Genomic DNA, 15,168 nt, shown 5'->3' with positions numbered 1-15,168 from the left:
GATTCGCTCGATCGGCCCGCTCACTAAACTGTGCTGGTGGCAGAATCCCAGAGACCGGTCCTCGTCGTCGACTTCGGAGCACAATACGCCCAGCTGATCGCACGGCGGGTCCGCGAATCGAGCGTGTTCTCCGAGGTGATTCCGCATACCACGACGGTGGAGGAGATCGCGGAGAAGCAGCCACTCGCTGTGATCCTGTCCGGCGGCCCGGCCAGCGTATACGCCGAGGGCGCGCCGAAGCTGGATGCGCGGCTGTTCGATCTCGGTCTGCCGGTCTTCGGCATCTGCTATGGCTTTCAGGCGATGGCGCAGGCCCTGGGCGGCACGGTCGCGCACACTGGCACCAGAGAGTACGGCCGCACCGAGCTCAACACCGATGGTGGTTTGCTGCACGGCGGCCTGCCCACCATCCAACCGGTATGGATGAGCCACGGCGACGCGGTCACCGACGCGCCGGAGGGCTTCGAGGTCACCGGCACCACCGCAGGCGCCCCGGTCGCCGCGTTCGAGGACCGCGCCCGCCGCCTCGCCGGTGTGCAGTACCACCCCGAGGTGTTGCACTCGCCGCACGGACAGCAGATCCTCAGCCGCTTCCTACACGAGCTCGCGGGCATTCCGGCCACCTGGACCCCCGCCAATATCGCCGACGCGCTGGTCACCTCGGTGCGCGAGCAGGTCGGTGCCGGGCACGCGATCTGTGGACTGTCCGGCGGTGTGGACAGCGCGGTCGCCGCGGCGCTGGTGCAGCGCGCCATCGGCGATCGACTGACCTGTGTGTTCGTCGACCACGGCCTGCTGCGGGCGGGCGAGCGCGAGCAGGTGCAGCAGGACTTCGTCGCCGCGACCGGCGCCAAGCTGGTGACCGTGGACGCGGTCGACAAATTCCTCGGTGAACTGAAGGGCGTCACCGATCCCGAGGAGAAGCGCAAGATCATCGGACGGGAGTTCATCCGCTCCTTTGAGGACGCTGTGGGCGATGTGGTGCTCGAACAGGGCACCGACCATGCGACGCCGAAGGTCGAGTTCCTGGTGCAGGGCACGCTGTATCCGGACGTCGTGGAGTCCGGCGGCGGCAGCGGTACCGCGAACATCAAGAGCCACCACAATGTCGGCGGTCTACCGGACGATCTGGAGTTCGAGCTCATCGAGCCGCTGCGGCTGCTGTTCAAGGACGAGGTCCGTGCGGTGGGCCGCGAACTCGGGCTGCCGGAGGAAATCGTTGCCCGCCAACCGTTCCCCGGTCCCGGTCTCGCCATCCGAATCGTCGGTGAGGTCACCGCGGATCGCCTGGACATACTGCGCCAGGCCGACGCGATCGCCCGCGAGGAGCTGACCGCGGCCGGTCTCGACCGTCAGATCTGGCAGTGCCCTGTGGTGCTGCTCGCGGATGTCCGCAGCGTCGGCGTGCAGGGCGACGGCCGAACCTACGGCCACCCCATCGTGCTGCGCCCGGTCTCCAGTGAAGACGCGATGACCGCCGACTGGACTCGCCTCCCATACGACGTCCTGGAACGTATCTCCACCCGGATCACCAACGAGGTCCCGGAAATCAACCGCGTGGTCCTCGACGTGACCAGCAAGCCGCCGGGCACCATCGAGTGGGAGTGAGCTGTGTTTGATTTGCAGCGCCTGCGGCGCTGCGTGTTCGCGGCCCCTTGATGGCTCGCGTCCGAGCGGCCGACGCTGGCGACTTCGTCGCGGACGCGTCGGCCGCTCGGACCCGGCGTGTGCTCAGGGCTTTTTTCGTGGGGAGATGACCAGCATGATGCCGATGATGATCGCGGCGAGCACCACGATCCAGCCGATGGGGATCATGCTGGCCGCGGGCCAGGACGCGGGGCCGACGAACACCCACATGCTCACCGCGAGGGCCAGCAGCCCGACGATGAGCAGCGAGGCGGACGGGCCGCGCGGACGCTCGGTGGTCGACTCGGCGTTCTCGGTCTCAACCACGCTGCACCTCCACGCTTCCGGCACGGACATCGACATTCAGGTCCAGCACCGGCGCACCAGGGGTGTTCGGGCCGCTGATGCCGTTGACGCACTGCGCTTGACCCATGGTCGCCGTGCAGTTGCTGCGTACCGTCATCCCTGAGGGCACCAGCACGTGGGCGTCGCCCATCTGGACGTCGACGTCCACGGTGCGGTTCTCGGTCAGGTTCAGCGCACGCAGGTCGAGTGTGCCGGAGCCCATGGTCACCTTGTAGTTCGACGCAAGGTCGGTGACCGAGGCCGGCGCCCAGGTGTGCTCACCCATCGCGCCGCGGTCGAACTCGACCGGGCCGATCGCGGAGGCGAGCAGTACGAACCCGGCGAGCGGGGCGGTGAGCACCAGCAGGCCGTAGCCGCGGCGCAGGAACGCGCCGAGCACCAGGCCGAGACCGATCACCGCGAGCGCCGCCGCTCCGATCCGGCCCGGTGTCATCCATTCCACGCCCGCGGCGGCCGCCGCGCCCGCGCCGGCCGCCGCGAGGATGGCCAGGCCGATCACCACCGGGGTCAACCGGGAGCGGGGACGCTTCGGTGCCGGGGCGACGAGGGTGTGGGCGGCTGGGGGTTCCGGGAGGTCCCAGGCGAGCGGCGCTACGCCGAGGGGGTCCCAGGAGGGTGGGGTCGGGCTGCCGATGAATGCGGAGCCTGCGACCGCTGCGGGGCCGTTCGTGCTCCGGACGGGGACGGGTTTGTCGCCGGCAGCCGGGGTGCCCCCGGCCTCTTTTTCGAGCGAAAGAGAGCCGGTCGTCGGTGACGATGCGGCTGTCGGGCTGCGGCGCTCGGCTTCGGTAGCTATCGAGGCCGTGCGTGCTGCCGGCTTGTCGAGCAGCACGGTTTCGGCGTCACCGCGCGCTTCCGCATGTGTTCCGGATGCGTCCTCGGTATCGCGTTTGTCCAGTAGCGAAATCTCGGCGTCGCCGCCGGGAGATTGGGCTTCGGGCGCCGGCGCCTCTGGGATGTATGAATCCGGCAGCTTCGTGTAGGGCGTGTAAACGCTGGTCGGCGGCGTGGCACCGACGGTCCTGGGCGATCTCGGAGGGAAGGCGGCGCCGGGGTAGCCGGTGGCGTTGATCCCGCCATCCGAGGCGAACTCTTCGAACACGGTCGTCGTACCCGGCGGCGGCTCAGGGGTGCGCATATGCAGCATCCACCAGCCTGCCAGCATCAACGCGAGGCTGATCAGGCCGGATCCGCCTAGACCCACCCCGACCGGGCCCATCGTGCTGACCGCGATGGCCAGCGCCACGATCAACACGATGGTCTTGGTCTGGGAGTGCGAGCTGTGCCCCTTGCCGAGCAGCGACTCGGCCGCCGACGCCTGGTAGCCCGACTCGCTCAGCAGCAGCCAGGCCAGCAGGTAGAGCACGATGCCCGCGCCGCCGAAGATCGTCGACACCACGAAAGAGACCCGGACCAGCACCGGGTCCACGTCATAGCGCTGACCGAACCCCGCCGCGACGCCCGCGATCGGGCCCTGCCGCGGCAACCGCACGGGCCGCGTGTGCCATATCTGCTGGAGCTGATCGCCGAAGCTCGTTTTCGTCATGTTTCTCATGGTGGGCCCGATTCGCGCACCGGCACATCGGGGGGAACCCTGAAAAATCTCCGGATAGCTTTGGACCATCAACTGAACACGCAACTGTTCGGCTACAACATGATCGGAGTATCGAACCCCGCGCGGCCGGAGCGCTATGCGTACTCCGGCACTGATCGGCGTGGGTGTTATGGCGGGATCAGGGTGATTCCCGATGCCGGCGGTTGGATGCTCGTGCCAGTATCGAAGGCATGTACCCGTCTGTTCCCGCGTACGACATTCGGGGGTTCGACGCCGCGCGCGTGCTCAACCCCGCGCCCGCGCTGGTCCCAGGGCAGGAGCCGCCGGTGCCGATGGTGCGCCGGTCGGGTGGCCGGATCGTCGGCGGGGTGGCAGGCGGTATCGCTGATCATCTCGGTGTCGATGTGTTCAAGGTGCGGATGGCGTTCGTGCTGCTTTCCGCGCTGGCGGGGGCGGGCATCGCCGCGTACGGGCTGCTGTGGATCTTCACGCCGGGTGGCTCGGATCTGGTGAAGCCCTCCGGCACGGAGCGGCGTCAGGCCATCGGGCTCGCCATGCTCGGGTTCGGTCTCGCGGTCGCCGTGTCCTGGGTGTTCAGCGGGACGGCGGCGAAGGTGATCGCGCCGGTGATCGTGGTCGCGATCGGCGCGGCGCTGGTGTGGCGGGAATACGACGTCGACGGGCCGCGCTCGTTGCTCGGTCTTCCTGCGCGCCCTTCGGTGGTGACCTGGTCACGCATCGTCGCCGGCGCGACGCTGGTGGTGGTCGGTCTTGGTGTGGTAGTGCTGGCCAGGATCGATCTGAGTTCGCTCGGGTCCGCGCTGATCGCGGTGGCGGTCACGCTGGTCGGCGCCGGACTGCTGACCGTCCCGCTGTGGCTGCGCATGATGCGTGCGCTGAACGCCGAGCGCGCCGCCCGCATCCGCAACGAGGAACGCGAGGAGATCGCTTCCCATCTGCACGATTCGGTCTTGCAAACCCTCGCTCTCATCCAGCGGCAGGCCGACGACTCGCACGAGGTGGTGCGGCTGGCCCGCAGCCAGGAGCGGGAACTACGCAAGTGGCTGTTCGAGGACTCCGCTCCGGCCCAGTCGAGCCTGGCGGCCGCCCTGCGCACCATCGCGGGCGAGGTGGAGGACCAGCACGGTGTGAAGGTAGCGCCGGTCACCGTGGGAGACGTCTCGATGGACACCGACGGCAGTGGGTCCGGCCTCCCGAAGGAGCACTTCACCGCGCTGCTCGGCGCGAGCAGGGAGGCGCTGGTCAACGCTGCGAAACACGCGGGCGTCCCGGAAATCGACCTGTTCGCCGAGACCGAACCCCACCAGGTGAGCATCTTCGTTCGTGACCGCGGCGCCGGATTCGACCTCACGTCCGTGCCCCAGGACCGCCAGGGCCTGGCCAGATCCGTCCGCGGCCGAATCGAGCGCCGCGGCGGCCAGGTGGAAATCTTGTCGACACCGGGCCGTGGCACCGAGGTTCGCATCATCATGCCGCGCAGCGATTCCGACGGTCAGGATGGCGAACCGAATGCCACCGCCGTATCCCAGGATTCTCCGGTGTCCGCCACGGCGATGCCAGGACAACCGGTGCGCCCGCAAGGTGACGAGGTCCCGCGGACAGCTAAGGTGGCAAGGCAAACCGGACAAGTGATTTCGCGCGGGCATGGGTAACTCGCCGGGTACATCCAGAACACGGGTGGTACCCAACGCAGGACCTGAACGCAAATCCCGCGTCACCCAACTGGTACGGCCAAAAGACGCGGAGAGGCGGGAGAGTGTGCGGGTCTTTCTCGTTGATGATCACGCCGTATTCCGGTCGGGTGTGCGGGCGGAGCTGAGCCGGGAAACCGACATGGAGGTGGTCGGCGAGGCCGGCGGGGTGGCCGACGCGGTCGTGGGGATCGACGCGACGCGCCCGGATGTCGTCCTGCTCGACGTGCACATGCCCGACGGCGGTGGGGTCGCGGTGCTGTCGGGCATCGAGCCGGGGCCGGTGTGCCTGGCGCTGAGCGTGTCCGACGCCGCCGAGGATGTGATCGCGGTGATCCGAGCCGGAGCCAGAGGGTATGTGACCAAGACGATTTCGGGATCCGAACTGGCGGACGGCATTCGCCGGGTGGCAGGCGGCGACGCGGTCTTCAGTCCTCGGCTGGCCGGCTTCGTGCTCGACTCGTTCACCGGAAAGTCCCTGGCCCCCGAGCCACCGCTCGACCCCGAACTGGACTCCTTGACGCCTCGTGAACTGGAAGTCCTGCGTCTGCTTGCCCGCGGCTACACCTATCGTGAAATCGCCGAATCGCTTTTCATATCAGTCAAAACCGTGGAGACCCACGCCTCTAACGTGCTCCGCAAAACCCAGCAGTCCAATCGCAACGCCCTGACCCGCTGGGCCCACCGCCGCCGCATCGACTGAACGCTGCACAAGCCAGCATGACTTCCCGCATATGCCGCCGGGCGTGGGGAGGACCCACCAGGTATGCGAAGAGTCCATCTCGGGGCATGCAGGGCGCTGCGGCCCGCGGGCTACATGACGGCGACGATGATGGCGATGATGATGATCAGGCCGATGAGGAGGCCTACGGCGATGGCGAGCGGGGCATTGCTCGGCTGGGAGGTCTTGGCACGTTGGGGTGGGGCGGCCGCGGTGGCTCCGACGGGGTTGCGGTGCGGGCGGGGGAGCGGAGCAGAGTGGGGGCTGCGCAGGCCGGATGCGGAATTGCGTGCTGCCCAGGCGGGGATGGTTCCGTCTTCGGTTCGTACCGGAGCACCGAGGATGTACGGTCCGGTGCCGGGACCGAAAGCGGCAGTGAGGATTTCATCCCTCGCCTCGGCCATGGTGGGACGTCGCTGCGGCGCGGGCTCCATCATGTGCAGCAGTGCCTGGGTGAGCACGCCGCTGCGGCTCGGCGGGATGATCTGCGCCATGGCGGCGCGCTGGACGATGACGTCGCTGTTTTCGTCGAAACCGAACGGCGGCTGCCCTTCGATCGCGGTGTAGAGCGTTGCGCCGAGCGAGAACACGTCGCTGGCTTTGATCGGCTGCGCGCCGCGCGCCACCTCCGGTGGGAGGTAGGAGGGGGTGCCGGTGATCACGCCGTCCGGTTCGTCGGACAGATCGCCCGCACCGCGGGAGATGCCGAAGTCGCTGAGTTTGGCCATACCGACGACGGGGCCCCGGTCGGCCACAAGGATGTTGCCCGGCTTGATATCTCGGTGCACGATGCCTGCGGCGTGTGCGGCGGCCAGTGCATCGGCGACCTGCGCGCCGATCTGCGCGACCTCGATCGGCGGCAGCGTGTCGACCAGTGCCAGCGCTTTCGCGACGCTGCGCGAGGGCAGGTGCTCCATCACCAGCCAGGGCTCACCGGCCTCCAGCACCACGTCGTACACGCCGATCGCGTGCTCATGCGAGAGCTTGGCCGCGACCCGGCCCTCGTGCATGATCTGGTTGCGGACCGCGTTGGCTTCTTCCTCGTCGAGCCCGGCCGTGGTGAGGACCTGTTTGATCGCGACGTCCCGGTCGAGCAGGCGGTCGTGCGCCAGCCAGACCGCGCCCATGCCGCCGCCGCCCAGTTTCGACTGCAGACGATAACGGCCTGCGACGAGGTAATCGGGGCCGACAGTGGGGCGAGCGCGTTCCGTCACGGGTGCGAGGGTAGCGGAAAATGAGGCTAGCGGGCCTGATTCGGGCCCACGCCGGGACGAGACATGGGGTACTGCGGGCTTGCCACACCTATCCTTGGGGCAACCGGTTCGGATGCGTGCCACTCACCATACCGATGAACGGTGAGCTGGTGTCGTAGCCGGGCACGCGCCGGATTCCCACCGCATCGGGCAGCCGCGAATGCCCACGCAGTCGGCGATCGAAGCGCGTGGTCGTCGGTGCCGAAGAGACATGCACTGTGCTCGCCGGCCTGGCCGCGTACGGCATACCGGTGATCGATCACGAGCAGCGTGCTGGGGCCGCCCCCTCGGCCTCGATCGGTGCGTGGGGGGCAACGGACTCGTTGCGAAATCGGGAGTCGTGGGTCGGGGCTCTTGACGAAACCTGGGGGTCGGTTTCTACTGGGTCGATATCGAACGTATATTCGATACAGATCGATAGCTGGATCGGTGCTGGCCTCTCGAATCGCGAGGGTCGCTCCGCATGCTTCGCCTCGGGTCCATCGTGGGAAGTGGGTGGTAGAGATGGGTTCGGATGCGACATCGCAGGAGGGGATGAGCCGGGGCGCGATGCCGCGCGGAACCCGGCATGAAGACCCGCCTTCGCTGGCTGAACTGCGCAGACGCATCGCCGCCGTACCCGGTCGCGGCGAATTGGCGGCGGAGCGGGTCCCGCTCGGCGCCGAACTGCGCAAGGAGGTGCTGCCGGTGCCGCCTGCGCTCGCGCCACTGTTGCCCGGTGGTGGCTTGGTCAAGGGCTCCGTCGTGGCGTATACGGGGGCGAGTTCGCTGCTGGCCGGTCTGCTCGCCGCCGTGACCGAGGGCGGCGGTCATGCCGCGGTGGTCGGGATGCCCCGGCTCGGGTTGCTCGCCGCGGTGGAGATGGGGGCTCAGCTGCGGCGGCTGGCCGTGGTCGCCGACCCCGGCCCGGACCCGGTGGAGGTGGCCGCGGTGCTGCTCGACGGGCTCGACCTGATCGTGCTCGGGCTCGGCGGCACCGCCGTCCCGCCCGCCCGCACCCGGGTCATCGCGGCCCGCGCCCGCAACAAGGGTGCCACCCTCGTGGTCACCGACGGCCGCTGGTCCGGAGCGTCTCTCCAGCTCGATGCCCGCATCGCGGGCTACGTCGGTCTCGGCCGCGGTCGCGGGCGGCTGCGGTCGCTCGGCCTCGCGGTCGAGGTGCGCGGCAAGGCGGGACCGCCGCGGCGCGGGCGGCTCGAGTTGTGCCCGAACGCGGGGCGCGTGGAATGGGTGCTGCACGAGAAGTCCGCTCGAACAGTAGAAACGGCCGCGGCGCGCGAGGCGGTGTCATGAGTTTCCTCAGTCGACCTCTACGTGGCAATCGGCTTTTCGGCTGGTCGGTGTTCGTTGGGGCGGATGGTGTCACCAGCGCGGTCGGAGATGTGGGTAGTGCAGGCAGCGGCGTGGCGATCGACGAATGCGGTGCGGGACGGTGATTCGGCCGAGCTCGAAGCGGGTGCTCGCCCTGTGGTGTCCGGATTGGCCCGCGGTCGCTGCCGCGGCGATGGCGGAACTCCCCACGACGCGCCCGGTGGCGGTGCTGTTCGCCAACCGGGTGGTGGCGTGTTCGGCGATCGCGCGGGCGGAGGGCGTGCGCCGTGGGCTGCGGCGGAGGGAGGCGCAGGCACGATGCCCCGAGCTGTTTCTCGCGCAAGCGGATCCGGATCGGGACGCGCGACTGTTCGAGCCGGTGGTCGCGGCCGTGGCCGCGACGGTGCCCGGAGTGGAGGTGCTGCGCCCAGGGCTGCTCGTGCTCGGTGCGCGCGGTGCGGCGCGGTTCTTCGGGTCCGAGGAGGCGGCGGCCGAGTGTCTCATCGACGCGGCGGCCGCGGTCGGGGTGGAGACGCAGATCGGGATCGCCGACGAGCTGTCCACGGCGGTGATCGCGGCCCGCCGTGCCGCGATCGTGCCCGCCGGTGCGGGGGCGCGGTTTCTTGCACCGCTGCCGGTGGGCGAACTCGCGGCCGAGCCGAGCCTGGCCACGCCGGCGCGCGCCGACCTGGTCGATCTGTTGCACCGCTTGGGTTTACGCCGGGTCGGTGATTTCGCCGCGCTGTCCACGACCGAGGTCGCCTCCCGATTCGGCGCCGACGCTGTGCGCGCGCATCGCTGTGCGCGGGCCGAGCCGGAACGTCCGCCGTCCGCGCGGCGGTCACCGCCGGATCTGGTGGTGGAGTACCGCTGCGATCCGCCGATCGAGCGGGTCGATGCTGCCGCCTTCGCCGGTCGCCTGCTCGCCACCCGCCTGCACGCCGCTCTCGCGGATGCCGGGCTGGCCTGCACCAGGCTGTCGGTTTTCGCGGAAACCGACGCGGGGGAGGAGCTTTCGCGTATATGGCGGTGCGCCGAGCCGTTGACGCCGGAGGGCACTGCGGACCGGGTGCGTTGGCAGTTGGACGGCTGGCTCACCCGGCGGGGCGGTGGACGGCCCACCGCGCCGATCACCGTCCTGCGGCTGGAACCCGTCGAAGTGGTCGCGGCGGGCGCGCTGCAACTCGGGTTGTGGGGCGGGGTCGGCGAGGAGGACGAGCGGGCCCGTCGCGCGTTGATCCGGGTGCAGGGTCTGCTCGGCGGCGAAGCGGTACGGGTCGGCGTGCTCAGCGGCGGCCGCGGCCCCGCCGAGCGCATCACCATGGTCGCACTGGGTGACGAACTCGTCCCCGCGGCCGACCCCGCGCAGCCCTGGCCCGGCCGCCTGCCGGAGCCCGCGCCCGCCGTGATCCTGCTGAACCGTCCGCTGGTGCGTCTGGAAGCCGCCGACGGCACCCCCGTCAAAGTCACCGACCGCGCCATGTTCGACGCCGATCCCGCGCTGCTGCGCTGGGGAAGCAGACAGTGGCGGCTGACCGGCTGGGCGGGGCCGTGGCCGGTGGATGAACGCTGGTGGGCGCCGGATTCGGACGACACCCCTGTCGAATGCACTGCCCGCGCACAGGTCCAGCTCGACGGCGAGCGCTCCGACGTTCGGGTGCTGCTGCTGGTCTACTACGACGAAACCTGGCGCGCCGAAGGACTCTACGGCTGAAACCAAGGGCGAGACCACACCGTCGCGATGGTGAACGGATGTCCGCGCAGCTGCGCCCATTTCGGCTTCCGCGTCAGGAACGCGTCGTCCACCAGCGCCTCGGCGACCTCGGTGAGCACCCACCCGGCGGACAACCCGGCCGACATGTGCTCGCTGAACAGGTGCAGATGCGTGCTGATCGCCACCGGCTCCCCAGAGGCGCCTGTGTAGTGCGTCGGCATGCCGGACACCATGATGAATTGCGGGTGGTAGCTGACCAGCACGCACAGCGCTCCTGGCGCGGCCAGCCGCCACGCCTCCGCGTAGAACGGCGCCAGTTCCGGCAGGTGCTCGTCGATCAGCGAAGCGATGACCAGGTCGTAGGCGCCCTCGGTCAGCCCTGTGGCCCGCACGTCGCCTTCGGTCAGCGTGGTGTGGGCCCCACGTTGGATGGCCTGCTCCAGCATCCCCGGGCTCAGGTCGACTCCGTCGATGTGTGAGATCCCGTTTTTCCGCAGCCAGGCACCGGTCCGCCCGGTGCCGCAGCCCAGGTCGGCCGCCCGCCGCACCCGGCTGAGGTCCAGCCGTCGCAGTCGCTCCAGCAGCGCGAGATCCATCTCGTCCAGCACCGTCTGCTCGTAGGTCGGCGCCCATCCGTCGTACCCGCTGGCCACGTCGACGGTGCGGTAGTGGCGACGGTCGAAATCGGCGAAGGACGGCATGCGGGCGAGTATTCCCCCGAACTCGATTCCGCGCCAGGAATTTACCGACCGGGTACGTGGTGGGCTGTCCGCCGAAACGGGTTGCCCACCCGGAGCTTCGGCATTCGGCGTGCCCGATTCGGTGGCACCGCAGCTCATTCGAGTGATCCGCGCTACCACTCGCGCCGGGCGAATAACGGCAAGTATCCTCGAAAGTCGTGAATCTGACGGTGGACCGGGTGGCATTCGGAGATGTGCGGATCGCCTACCGGGATTCGGGGGTGGGCGCGGTCAGCGACGTTCCCGTGATGCTGGTGCACGGCATGGGTGGCGACGGGTATACCTGGGACCGGTTCGCCCGTGTCCTGGTGCGGTCCGGGCGCCGGGTGGTCATTCCCGACCTACGCGGACACGGTCGTAGCTCGCATACCGATTCCTACCGCTTCGACGACTTCGGCACCGACCTGCTACGACTCTGCGATCGGCTGGAACTGAGCTCGGTCGATCTGGTCGGACATTCGCTCGGCGGTTACGCGGCGTCCTGCGTCGCGCAGGAGCGGCCGGAGTTGGTGCGCAGGTTGGTCATCGAGGAGTGCCCGCTGCCACTGCGGTCCGGCGCCGAGGAAATGCGGCTGACCCGCCGCTTCCCGACCGTGCCCGAACTGTGGCACGCCTCGTCGAGCCTGGCCAGGCACCCGCGCGCGGTGCTCACGTTCGACCGGTCCATGACGAGGACCGCGCTGGAGCAGTTTCGCAAGCCGAACCCGGAGTGGTGGGACCGGCTCTCCGACATCACCGCGCCGACGCTGGTGCTGCGCGGCGGTCCCGGCGGCATGGTCGATCCGGAGAAGCTGGCCGCGCTGCAGGCCGGCATCCCTGACTGCACTGTGGCGGCGTTTACCTGCGGCCACAGCATTCACCGCGACCGTTACCACGAATTCGCCGCAGTGGTCCGCCCATTCCTGGCGGGCTGAGCACAGTGTGCGGCGTCCGGATTCTGGTGCCGCTGCTGCCCGTGATTACCAGTGCGTGCCGGGAACCCAGCGGGCCGCTCGACGCAGGGCTGTGTTGATGACGCGGAGGGCGGTCGACTGTGGCCATGGCTCCGGTCGGGGGGCGGCGGGTTCGGCAGGCTCCGTGTGCTCGCCCTTGGCGGCGGGGGAGTCCGGCAGGGCGCGGTAGTAGCGGTGCAGGATGCCGTCGCGGATATTCGGGGTGATCAGGGCGCAGTATTCGGCGATGGTGCCCAGCGGCACGTCGATGCGCTTGGGGCGTTCGGTCAGTGCGCGCACGATCGTGGCGGCCGCCCACTCGGGGGACTCGGCGGGGCCCTGATCGCCGCTCGGGGTGATCATCGGGGTACGCACCAGCGGCATGTGGATGGTGGTGAAAGTGACGCCGTCGGCCATGGTTTCGATGGCAGCCACCTCGGTGAACTTGTCCAGCGCAGCCTTGCTGGCCAGATATGCCGAGAACCGCGGTGTGGCCACCTGCACGCCCGCGCTGCTGATGTTGACGATGTGCCCGAACTTGCGTTCCCGCATCTGTGGCAGCAGGGCCAGCGTCAGCCGCAGCGCGCCGAAGTAGTTGACCGCCATGGTCCGTTCGAAGTCGTGCAGCCGGTCGGTGGAGCGGTGGATGGCGCGGCGGATGGATCGGCCCGCATTGTTCACCAGCATGTCGACGTGGCCGTGCTCGTCCAGGAGGGTTTTGACGGTGTGCTCGACGGAGTCGGAATCGGTGATGTCGCACGGGTATGCGTAAGCGACGCCGCCTGCGGCCGTGATCTCTTCGACCAGGGTGGCGAGTTCGTCGCCGCGGCGCGCGAGCAGGAACACGGTGGCGCCCTTGCCCGCGACGGCCAGCGCCGCGGCTCGTCCGATCCCGGACGAGGCTCCGGTGATGAGGACATGTCGTTCGGCTAGGTCGCGGTTGCGGCGCCATCGCCGGATCTGCCCGCGAAAGCCGGCGGTCTCAGCGGATGCGTCGGACATCGCTGCTCCTTTGCAGGGTCGAGTCGGCATTAACTTACTTCGAAGTAAGTTTACTCGCGAAGTGGTCTTGGTCGCGCCCTGGATCAGCCGCTCTCACAGTGGCGGCGCGTCGCATCGGCGCAGTTGGTGTGTTCGAGATCCCCGCGCATGAAGGGGTTCCGGCGCGGCGAGTCGGATCGAACGGCCCTCGAATCAATCGAACATATGTGCGATACTCGGCGCATGGCGGACGATCGGATGGCGGAGGTTTTTGCCGCGGTGCGGCTCGGTGGCGTCGACTCGACGGCGGCGCGGCAGGCGCTGGAAAAGCTGTGGAACGAACTCGGTGAACACGCGGACGCGTTGCACCGCTGCGTGATCGCGCACCACTTGGCCGACCTGCAGGACGAGGCCGCCGACGCGCTGCGCTGGGATCAGCGGGCGCTCGCCGCGGTGTTCGGGCCCGGAATTCCGCTCGACGAAGGTCTGCGCGGTTTTCTTCCCTCGCTGTATCTGAACCTGGCCGACAGTCATCGTCGCGTCGGTGAGTTCGAGGTGGCTCGGATGCAACTGGCCATCGCTCGCGGGCATCTCGACGTCCTCGCCGCCGACGCCTACGGCGCTTTGATCCGGACTCGGCTCCGTAGCGTCGAAGCAGCCCTGGCCGCCGGTTGCACGGAGCGTCTCCCGGGCTCCTGACCTTGCGGTACGGCATGTGGTCGCGAGTTTGCCACCGGTCCGAGGGTGGGCAGTTCGAAGCGCTCCGGCCCACTCCACCGGAAACCGTGATGTACCGTGACCAGAATTTGATCGACGGCATGTGCGTCAGTTGCTCGCGCCAGTCCCTGACATGCTGGCGATTTCCGGGTACATGATGCAGTCGCATCGCTTCGTGCTGGGCGTCGACCAGTTCCGGCGACGATGATGTCGCAGGTGATGCAGAGCATGGCGTGCTGAATCGGGTGCAATGGTGCTGTCCAATCCATCAGCAGCCCAGACTGGCGTTGTCGATGGGGATGATTCCCGTGCTGTTCCCCAACGCCGCGGAACGTGGGCGCGCGACTACCGTATGGATCACCGCGGTCACGCTCGGGACGCCGCTCGGCCCGATCGTCGGTGGGCTGCTGCTGAAGGCCTTCTGGTGGGGCTCGGTATTCCTTATCGACATCCCGACGGTCGTCATCGCCGCCGTCGCGGTCGGCCTGCTGGTACCGGAATCCCGCAGTCGGGTACGCCGCCCGATCGATCCGCTCAGCGTCGTCTTGTCGGCCGCCGGTCTGGTGGGTCTGACCTATGGCTTCATCCGGTTCGGCGAGAAGGGCTGGGGTGACGGCCCGGCGTGGATCACCGCGGTCGCCGGCGTGACGTTGCTGGTCGGCCTGGTCGCGTGGCAGCGGAAGCTGACGCATCCGCTGGTGGATATCGGTCTGTTCCGCGACCGTGGGTTCGGCTGGGCACGGTGTTCCAGTTGTTCAGTGCCTTCGCCATGTTCGGGCTGTTCTTCAGCATTCCGCAGTATTTTCAGGCGATTCTCGGTGTCGACGCGCTCGGTAGCGGTCTGCGGATGCTGCCGATGATCGGTGGCCTGCTCATCGCTACCAATTTCCTGGAGGGGCTCAGCGACAAGCTCGGTGTCCGGCCCACGCTCGTGATCGGGTACGGACTGCTGGCCGTCGGTCTGGCGATGGGAGCGACAACGGATGTCGGCACCGCGTACGGGTTCATCGCGGTGTGGATGGCGGTGGTCGGCCTGGGTGTCGGGTTGGTGCTGCCGACCTCCATGGCGCTGGCGGTAGGCGCGCTCACCCCCGAACGCGCGGGCGCAGGCTCCGCCCTGCTGTCGGCGCTGCGCCAAGCCAGCGGCACGATCGGGGTGGCGGTGCTGGGCACGGTGGTGTCCATGCGGTATCACTCGGCGCTCGGGCCGCTGAACCACGAGCCGATCAGTGCGGGAGTCGGCTCCGGTGTGGCCGTCGCCCACAGCATTGGCGACAACGTGATGCTCGCCGAGGTGCAATCCGCCTTCATGAGCGGCATGAGCCTGCTGATGTGGGTTTGCGCCGGAATCTGCCTCGCGGCGATCGCCATGGTGGGGCTCAGCGGACGGCAATCCACCGAAACCACCCGAGCGCCGGCCGAGCCGGAATCCGCGCAGGTCGGTTGAGCGTCCGATGCGTCGGAATGGCCGCAGGCCCAATGTGTGCAGGTAGTCGGACAAGGCTCTCCAATGCGGAAAGTTGATGAGAATGTGCAGACA

Annotated in this window: 14 protein-coding genes; 9 read left to right on the top strand and 5 right to left on the bottom strand. The window is 68.7% G+C overall.

Going from position 1 to position 15,168, the window contains the following annotated elements; translation table 11 throughout:
- Window positions 1-36: 36 nt before the first annotated feature.
- Window positions 37-1,608 carry a glutamine-hydrolyzing GMP synthase gene (gene guaA / locus AB4Z47_RS17985; protein WP_441952156.1) on the top strand — a complete coding sequence of 524 codons (1,572 nt, stop codon included), beginning with the start codon at window positions 37-39 and terminating at the stop codon, window positions 1,606-1,608.
- 123 nt (window positions 1,609-1,731) lie between these two features.
- On the opposite strand, the gene AB4Z47_RS17980 is transcribed toward guaA, so the two are convergent.
- Both AB4Z47_RS17980 and AB4Z47_RS17975 read right to left on the bottom strand, forming a co-directional pair.
- A complete protein-coding gene (locus AB4Z47_RS17980) occupies window positions 1,732-1,953 on the bottom strand; it encodes a hypothetical protein (protein ID WP_441952155.1) in 222 nt (73 codons plus the stop codon).
- The gene (locus AB4Z47_RS17975) at window positions 1,946-3,547 is read right to left on the bottom strand and encodes a PspC domain-containing protein (RefSeq protein WP_441952154.1); all 1,602 of its coding nucleotides are present in this window, start codon (window positions 3,545-3,547) and stop codon (window positions 1,946-1,948) included. The genes AB4Z47_RS17980 and AB4Z47_RS17975 overlap by 8 nt, the downstream gene beginning before the upstream one ends.
- A 230-nt stretch (window positions 3,548-3,777) precedes the next feature.
- Between AB4Z47_RS17975 and AB4Z47_RS17970 the strand changes: the two genes are divergently transcribed.
- Window positions 3,778-5,220: an ATP-binding protein gene (locus AB4Z47_RS17970; protein ID WP_441952152.1), complete on the top strand. Its 1,443-nt coding sequence runs from the start codon at window positions 3,778-3,780 to the stop codon at window positions 5,218-5,220.
- Window positions 5,221-5,326: 106 nt separating this feature from the next.
- Window positions 5,327-5,962, top strand: coding sequence for a response regulator (locus tag AB4Z47_RS17965; RefSeq protein ID WP_441952150.1), 636 nt, complete (start codon window positions 5,327-5,329; stop codon window positions 5,960-5,962).
- 110 nt (window positions 5,963-6,072) lie between these two features.
- Here AB4Z47_RS17965 and AB4Z47_RS17960 read toward each other — a convergent pair whose 3' ends face one another.
- The gene (locus AB4Z47_RS17960) at window positions 6,073-7,194 is read right to left on the bottom strand and encodes a serine/threonine-protein kinase (protein WP_441952148.1); all 1,122 of its coding nucleotides are present in this window, start codon (window positions 7,192-7,194) and stop codon (window positions 6,073-6,075) included.
- Window positions 7,195-7,767: 573 nt separating this feature from the next.
- Between AB4Z47_RS17960 and AB4Z47_RS17955 the strand changes: the two genes are divergently transcribed.
- Together AB4Z47_RS17955 and AB4Z47_RS17950 are read left to right on the top strand one after the other, a co-directional pair.
- The gene (locus tag AB4Z47_RS17955; protein WP_441952200.1) at window positions 7,768-8,526 is read left to right on the top strand and encodes a hypothetical protein; all 759 of its coding nucleotides are present in this window, start codon (window positions 7,768-7,770) and stop codon (window positions 8,524-8,526) included.
- 211 nt (window positions 8,527-8,737) lie between these two features.
- Window positions 8,738-10,258: a DNA polymerase Y family protein gene (locus AB4Z47_RS17950; protein ID WP_441952199.1), complete on the top strand. Its 1,521-nt coding sequence runs from the start codon at window positions 8,738-8,740 to the stop codon at window positions 10,256-10,258.
- Here the strand turns inward: AB4Z47_RS17950 and AB4Z47_RS17945 are convergent.
- A complete protein-coding gene (locus AB4Z47_RS17945; RefSeq protein ID WP_441952146.1) occupies window positions 10,249-10,959 on the bottom strand; it encodes a class I SAM-dependent DNA methyltransferase in 711 nt (236 codons plus the stop codon). The two genes, AB4Z47_RS17950 and AB4Z47_RS17945, sit on opposite strands and share 10 nt — an antisense overlap.
- A 197-nt stretch (window positions 10,960-11,156) precedes the next feature.
- Here AB4Z47_RS17945 and AB4Z47_RS17940 point away from each other — a divergent pair, with 197 nt between their 5' ends.
- Window positions 11,157-11,912, top strand: a complete 756-nt coding sequence (locus AB4Z47_RS17940; protein WP_441952144.1) for an alpha/beta fold hydrolase — start codon at window positions 11,157-11,159, stop codon at window positions 11,910-11,912.
- Window positions 11,913-11,957: 45 nt separating this feature from the next.
- Here AB4Z47_RS17940 and AB4Z47_RS17935 read toward each other — a convergent pair whose 3' ends face one another.
- Window positions 11,958-12,932: an SDR family NAD(P)-dependent oxidoreductase gene (locus AB4Z47_RS17935; protein WP_441952142.1), complete on the bottom strand. Its 975-nt coding sequence runs from the start codon at window positions 12,930-12,932 to the stop codon at window positions 11,958-11,960.
- Window positions 12,933-13,154: 222 nt separating this feature from the next.
- Between AB4Z47_RS17935 and AB4Z47_RS17930 the strand changes: the two genes are divergently transcribed.
- From AB4Z47_RS17930 to AB4Z47_RS17920, 3 genes are all read left to right on the top strand, one after another.
- A complete protein-coding gene (locus tag AB4Z47_RS17930) occupies window positions 13,155-13,610 on the top strand; it encodes a hypothetical protein (RefSeq protein WP_441952141.1) in 456 nt (151 codons plus the stop codon).
- Between the two features lie 311 nt (window positions 13,611-13,921).
- Window positions 13,922-14,488, top strand: a complete 567-nt coding sequence (locus tag AB4Z47_RS17925) for an MFS transporter (RefSeq protein WP_441952139.1) — start codon at window positions 13,922-13,924, stop codon at window positions 14,486-14,488.
- Window positions 14,380-15,075: an MFS transporter gene (locus AB4Z47_RS17920; RefSeq protein WP_441952137.1), complete on the top strand. Its 696-nt coding sequence runs from the start codon at window positions 14,380-14,382 to the stop codon at window positions 15,073-15,075. Before AB4Z47_RS17925 ends, AB4Z47_RS17920 begins: the two co-directional genes overlap by 109 nt.
- The last annotated feature ends 93 nt before the right edge of the window (window positions 15,076-15,168 follow it).

The organism is Nocardia sp. 2TAF39 (genome assembly GCF_052114905.1).
Lineage (GTDB): Bacteria > Actinomycetota > Actinomycetes > Mycobacteriales > Mycobacteriaceae > Nocardia.
Note: the sequence above shows the minus strand (reverse complement) of the source record. Positions and strands in the feature narration are given on the sequence as shown.

What these genes read in the sequence shown, in the direction of transcription:
- AB4Z47_RS17950 (WP_441952199.1), top strand. Translation starts at nt 8,738, where the DNA reads ATGGCGGAACTCCCCACGACGCGCCCGGTGGCGGTGCTGTTCGCCAAC.
- AB4Z47_RS17975 (WP_441952154.1), bottom strand. Translation starts at nt 3,547, where the DNA reads ATGAGAAACATGACGAAAACGAGCTTCGGCGATCAGCTCCAGCAGATA.
- AB4Z47_RS17930 (WP_441952141.1), top strand. Translation starts at nt 13,155, where the DNA reads ATGGCGGACGATCGGATGGCGGAGGTTTTTGCCGCGGTGCGGCTCGGT.
- AB4Z47_RS17970 (WP_441952152.1), top strand. Translation starts at nt 3,778, where the DNA reads ATGTACCCGTCTGTTCCCGCGTACGACATTCGGGGGTTCGACGCCGCG.
- AB4Z47_RS17955 (WP_441952200.1), top strand. Translation starts at nt 7,768, where the DNA reads ATGAGCCGGGGCGCGATGCCGCGCGGAACCCGGCATGAAGACCCGCCT.
- AB4Z47_RS17945 (WP_441952146.1), bottom strand. Translation starts at nt 10,959, where the DNA reads ATGCCGTCCTTCGCCGATTTCGACCGTCGCCACTACCGCACCGTCGAC.
- AB4Z47_RS17935 (WP_441952142.1), bottom strand. Translation starts at nt 12,932, where the DNA reads ATGTCCGACGCATCCGCTGAGACCGCCGGCTTTCGCGGGCAGATCCGG.
- AB4Z47_RS17925 (WP_441952139.1), top strand. Translation starts at nt 13,922, where the DNA reads ATGGGGATGATTCCCGTGCTGTTCCCCAACGCCGCGGAACGTGGGCGC.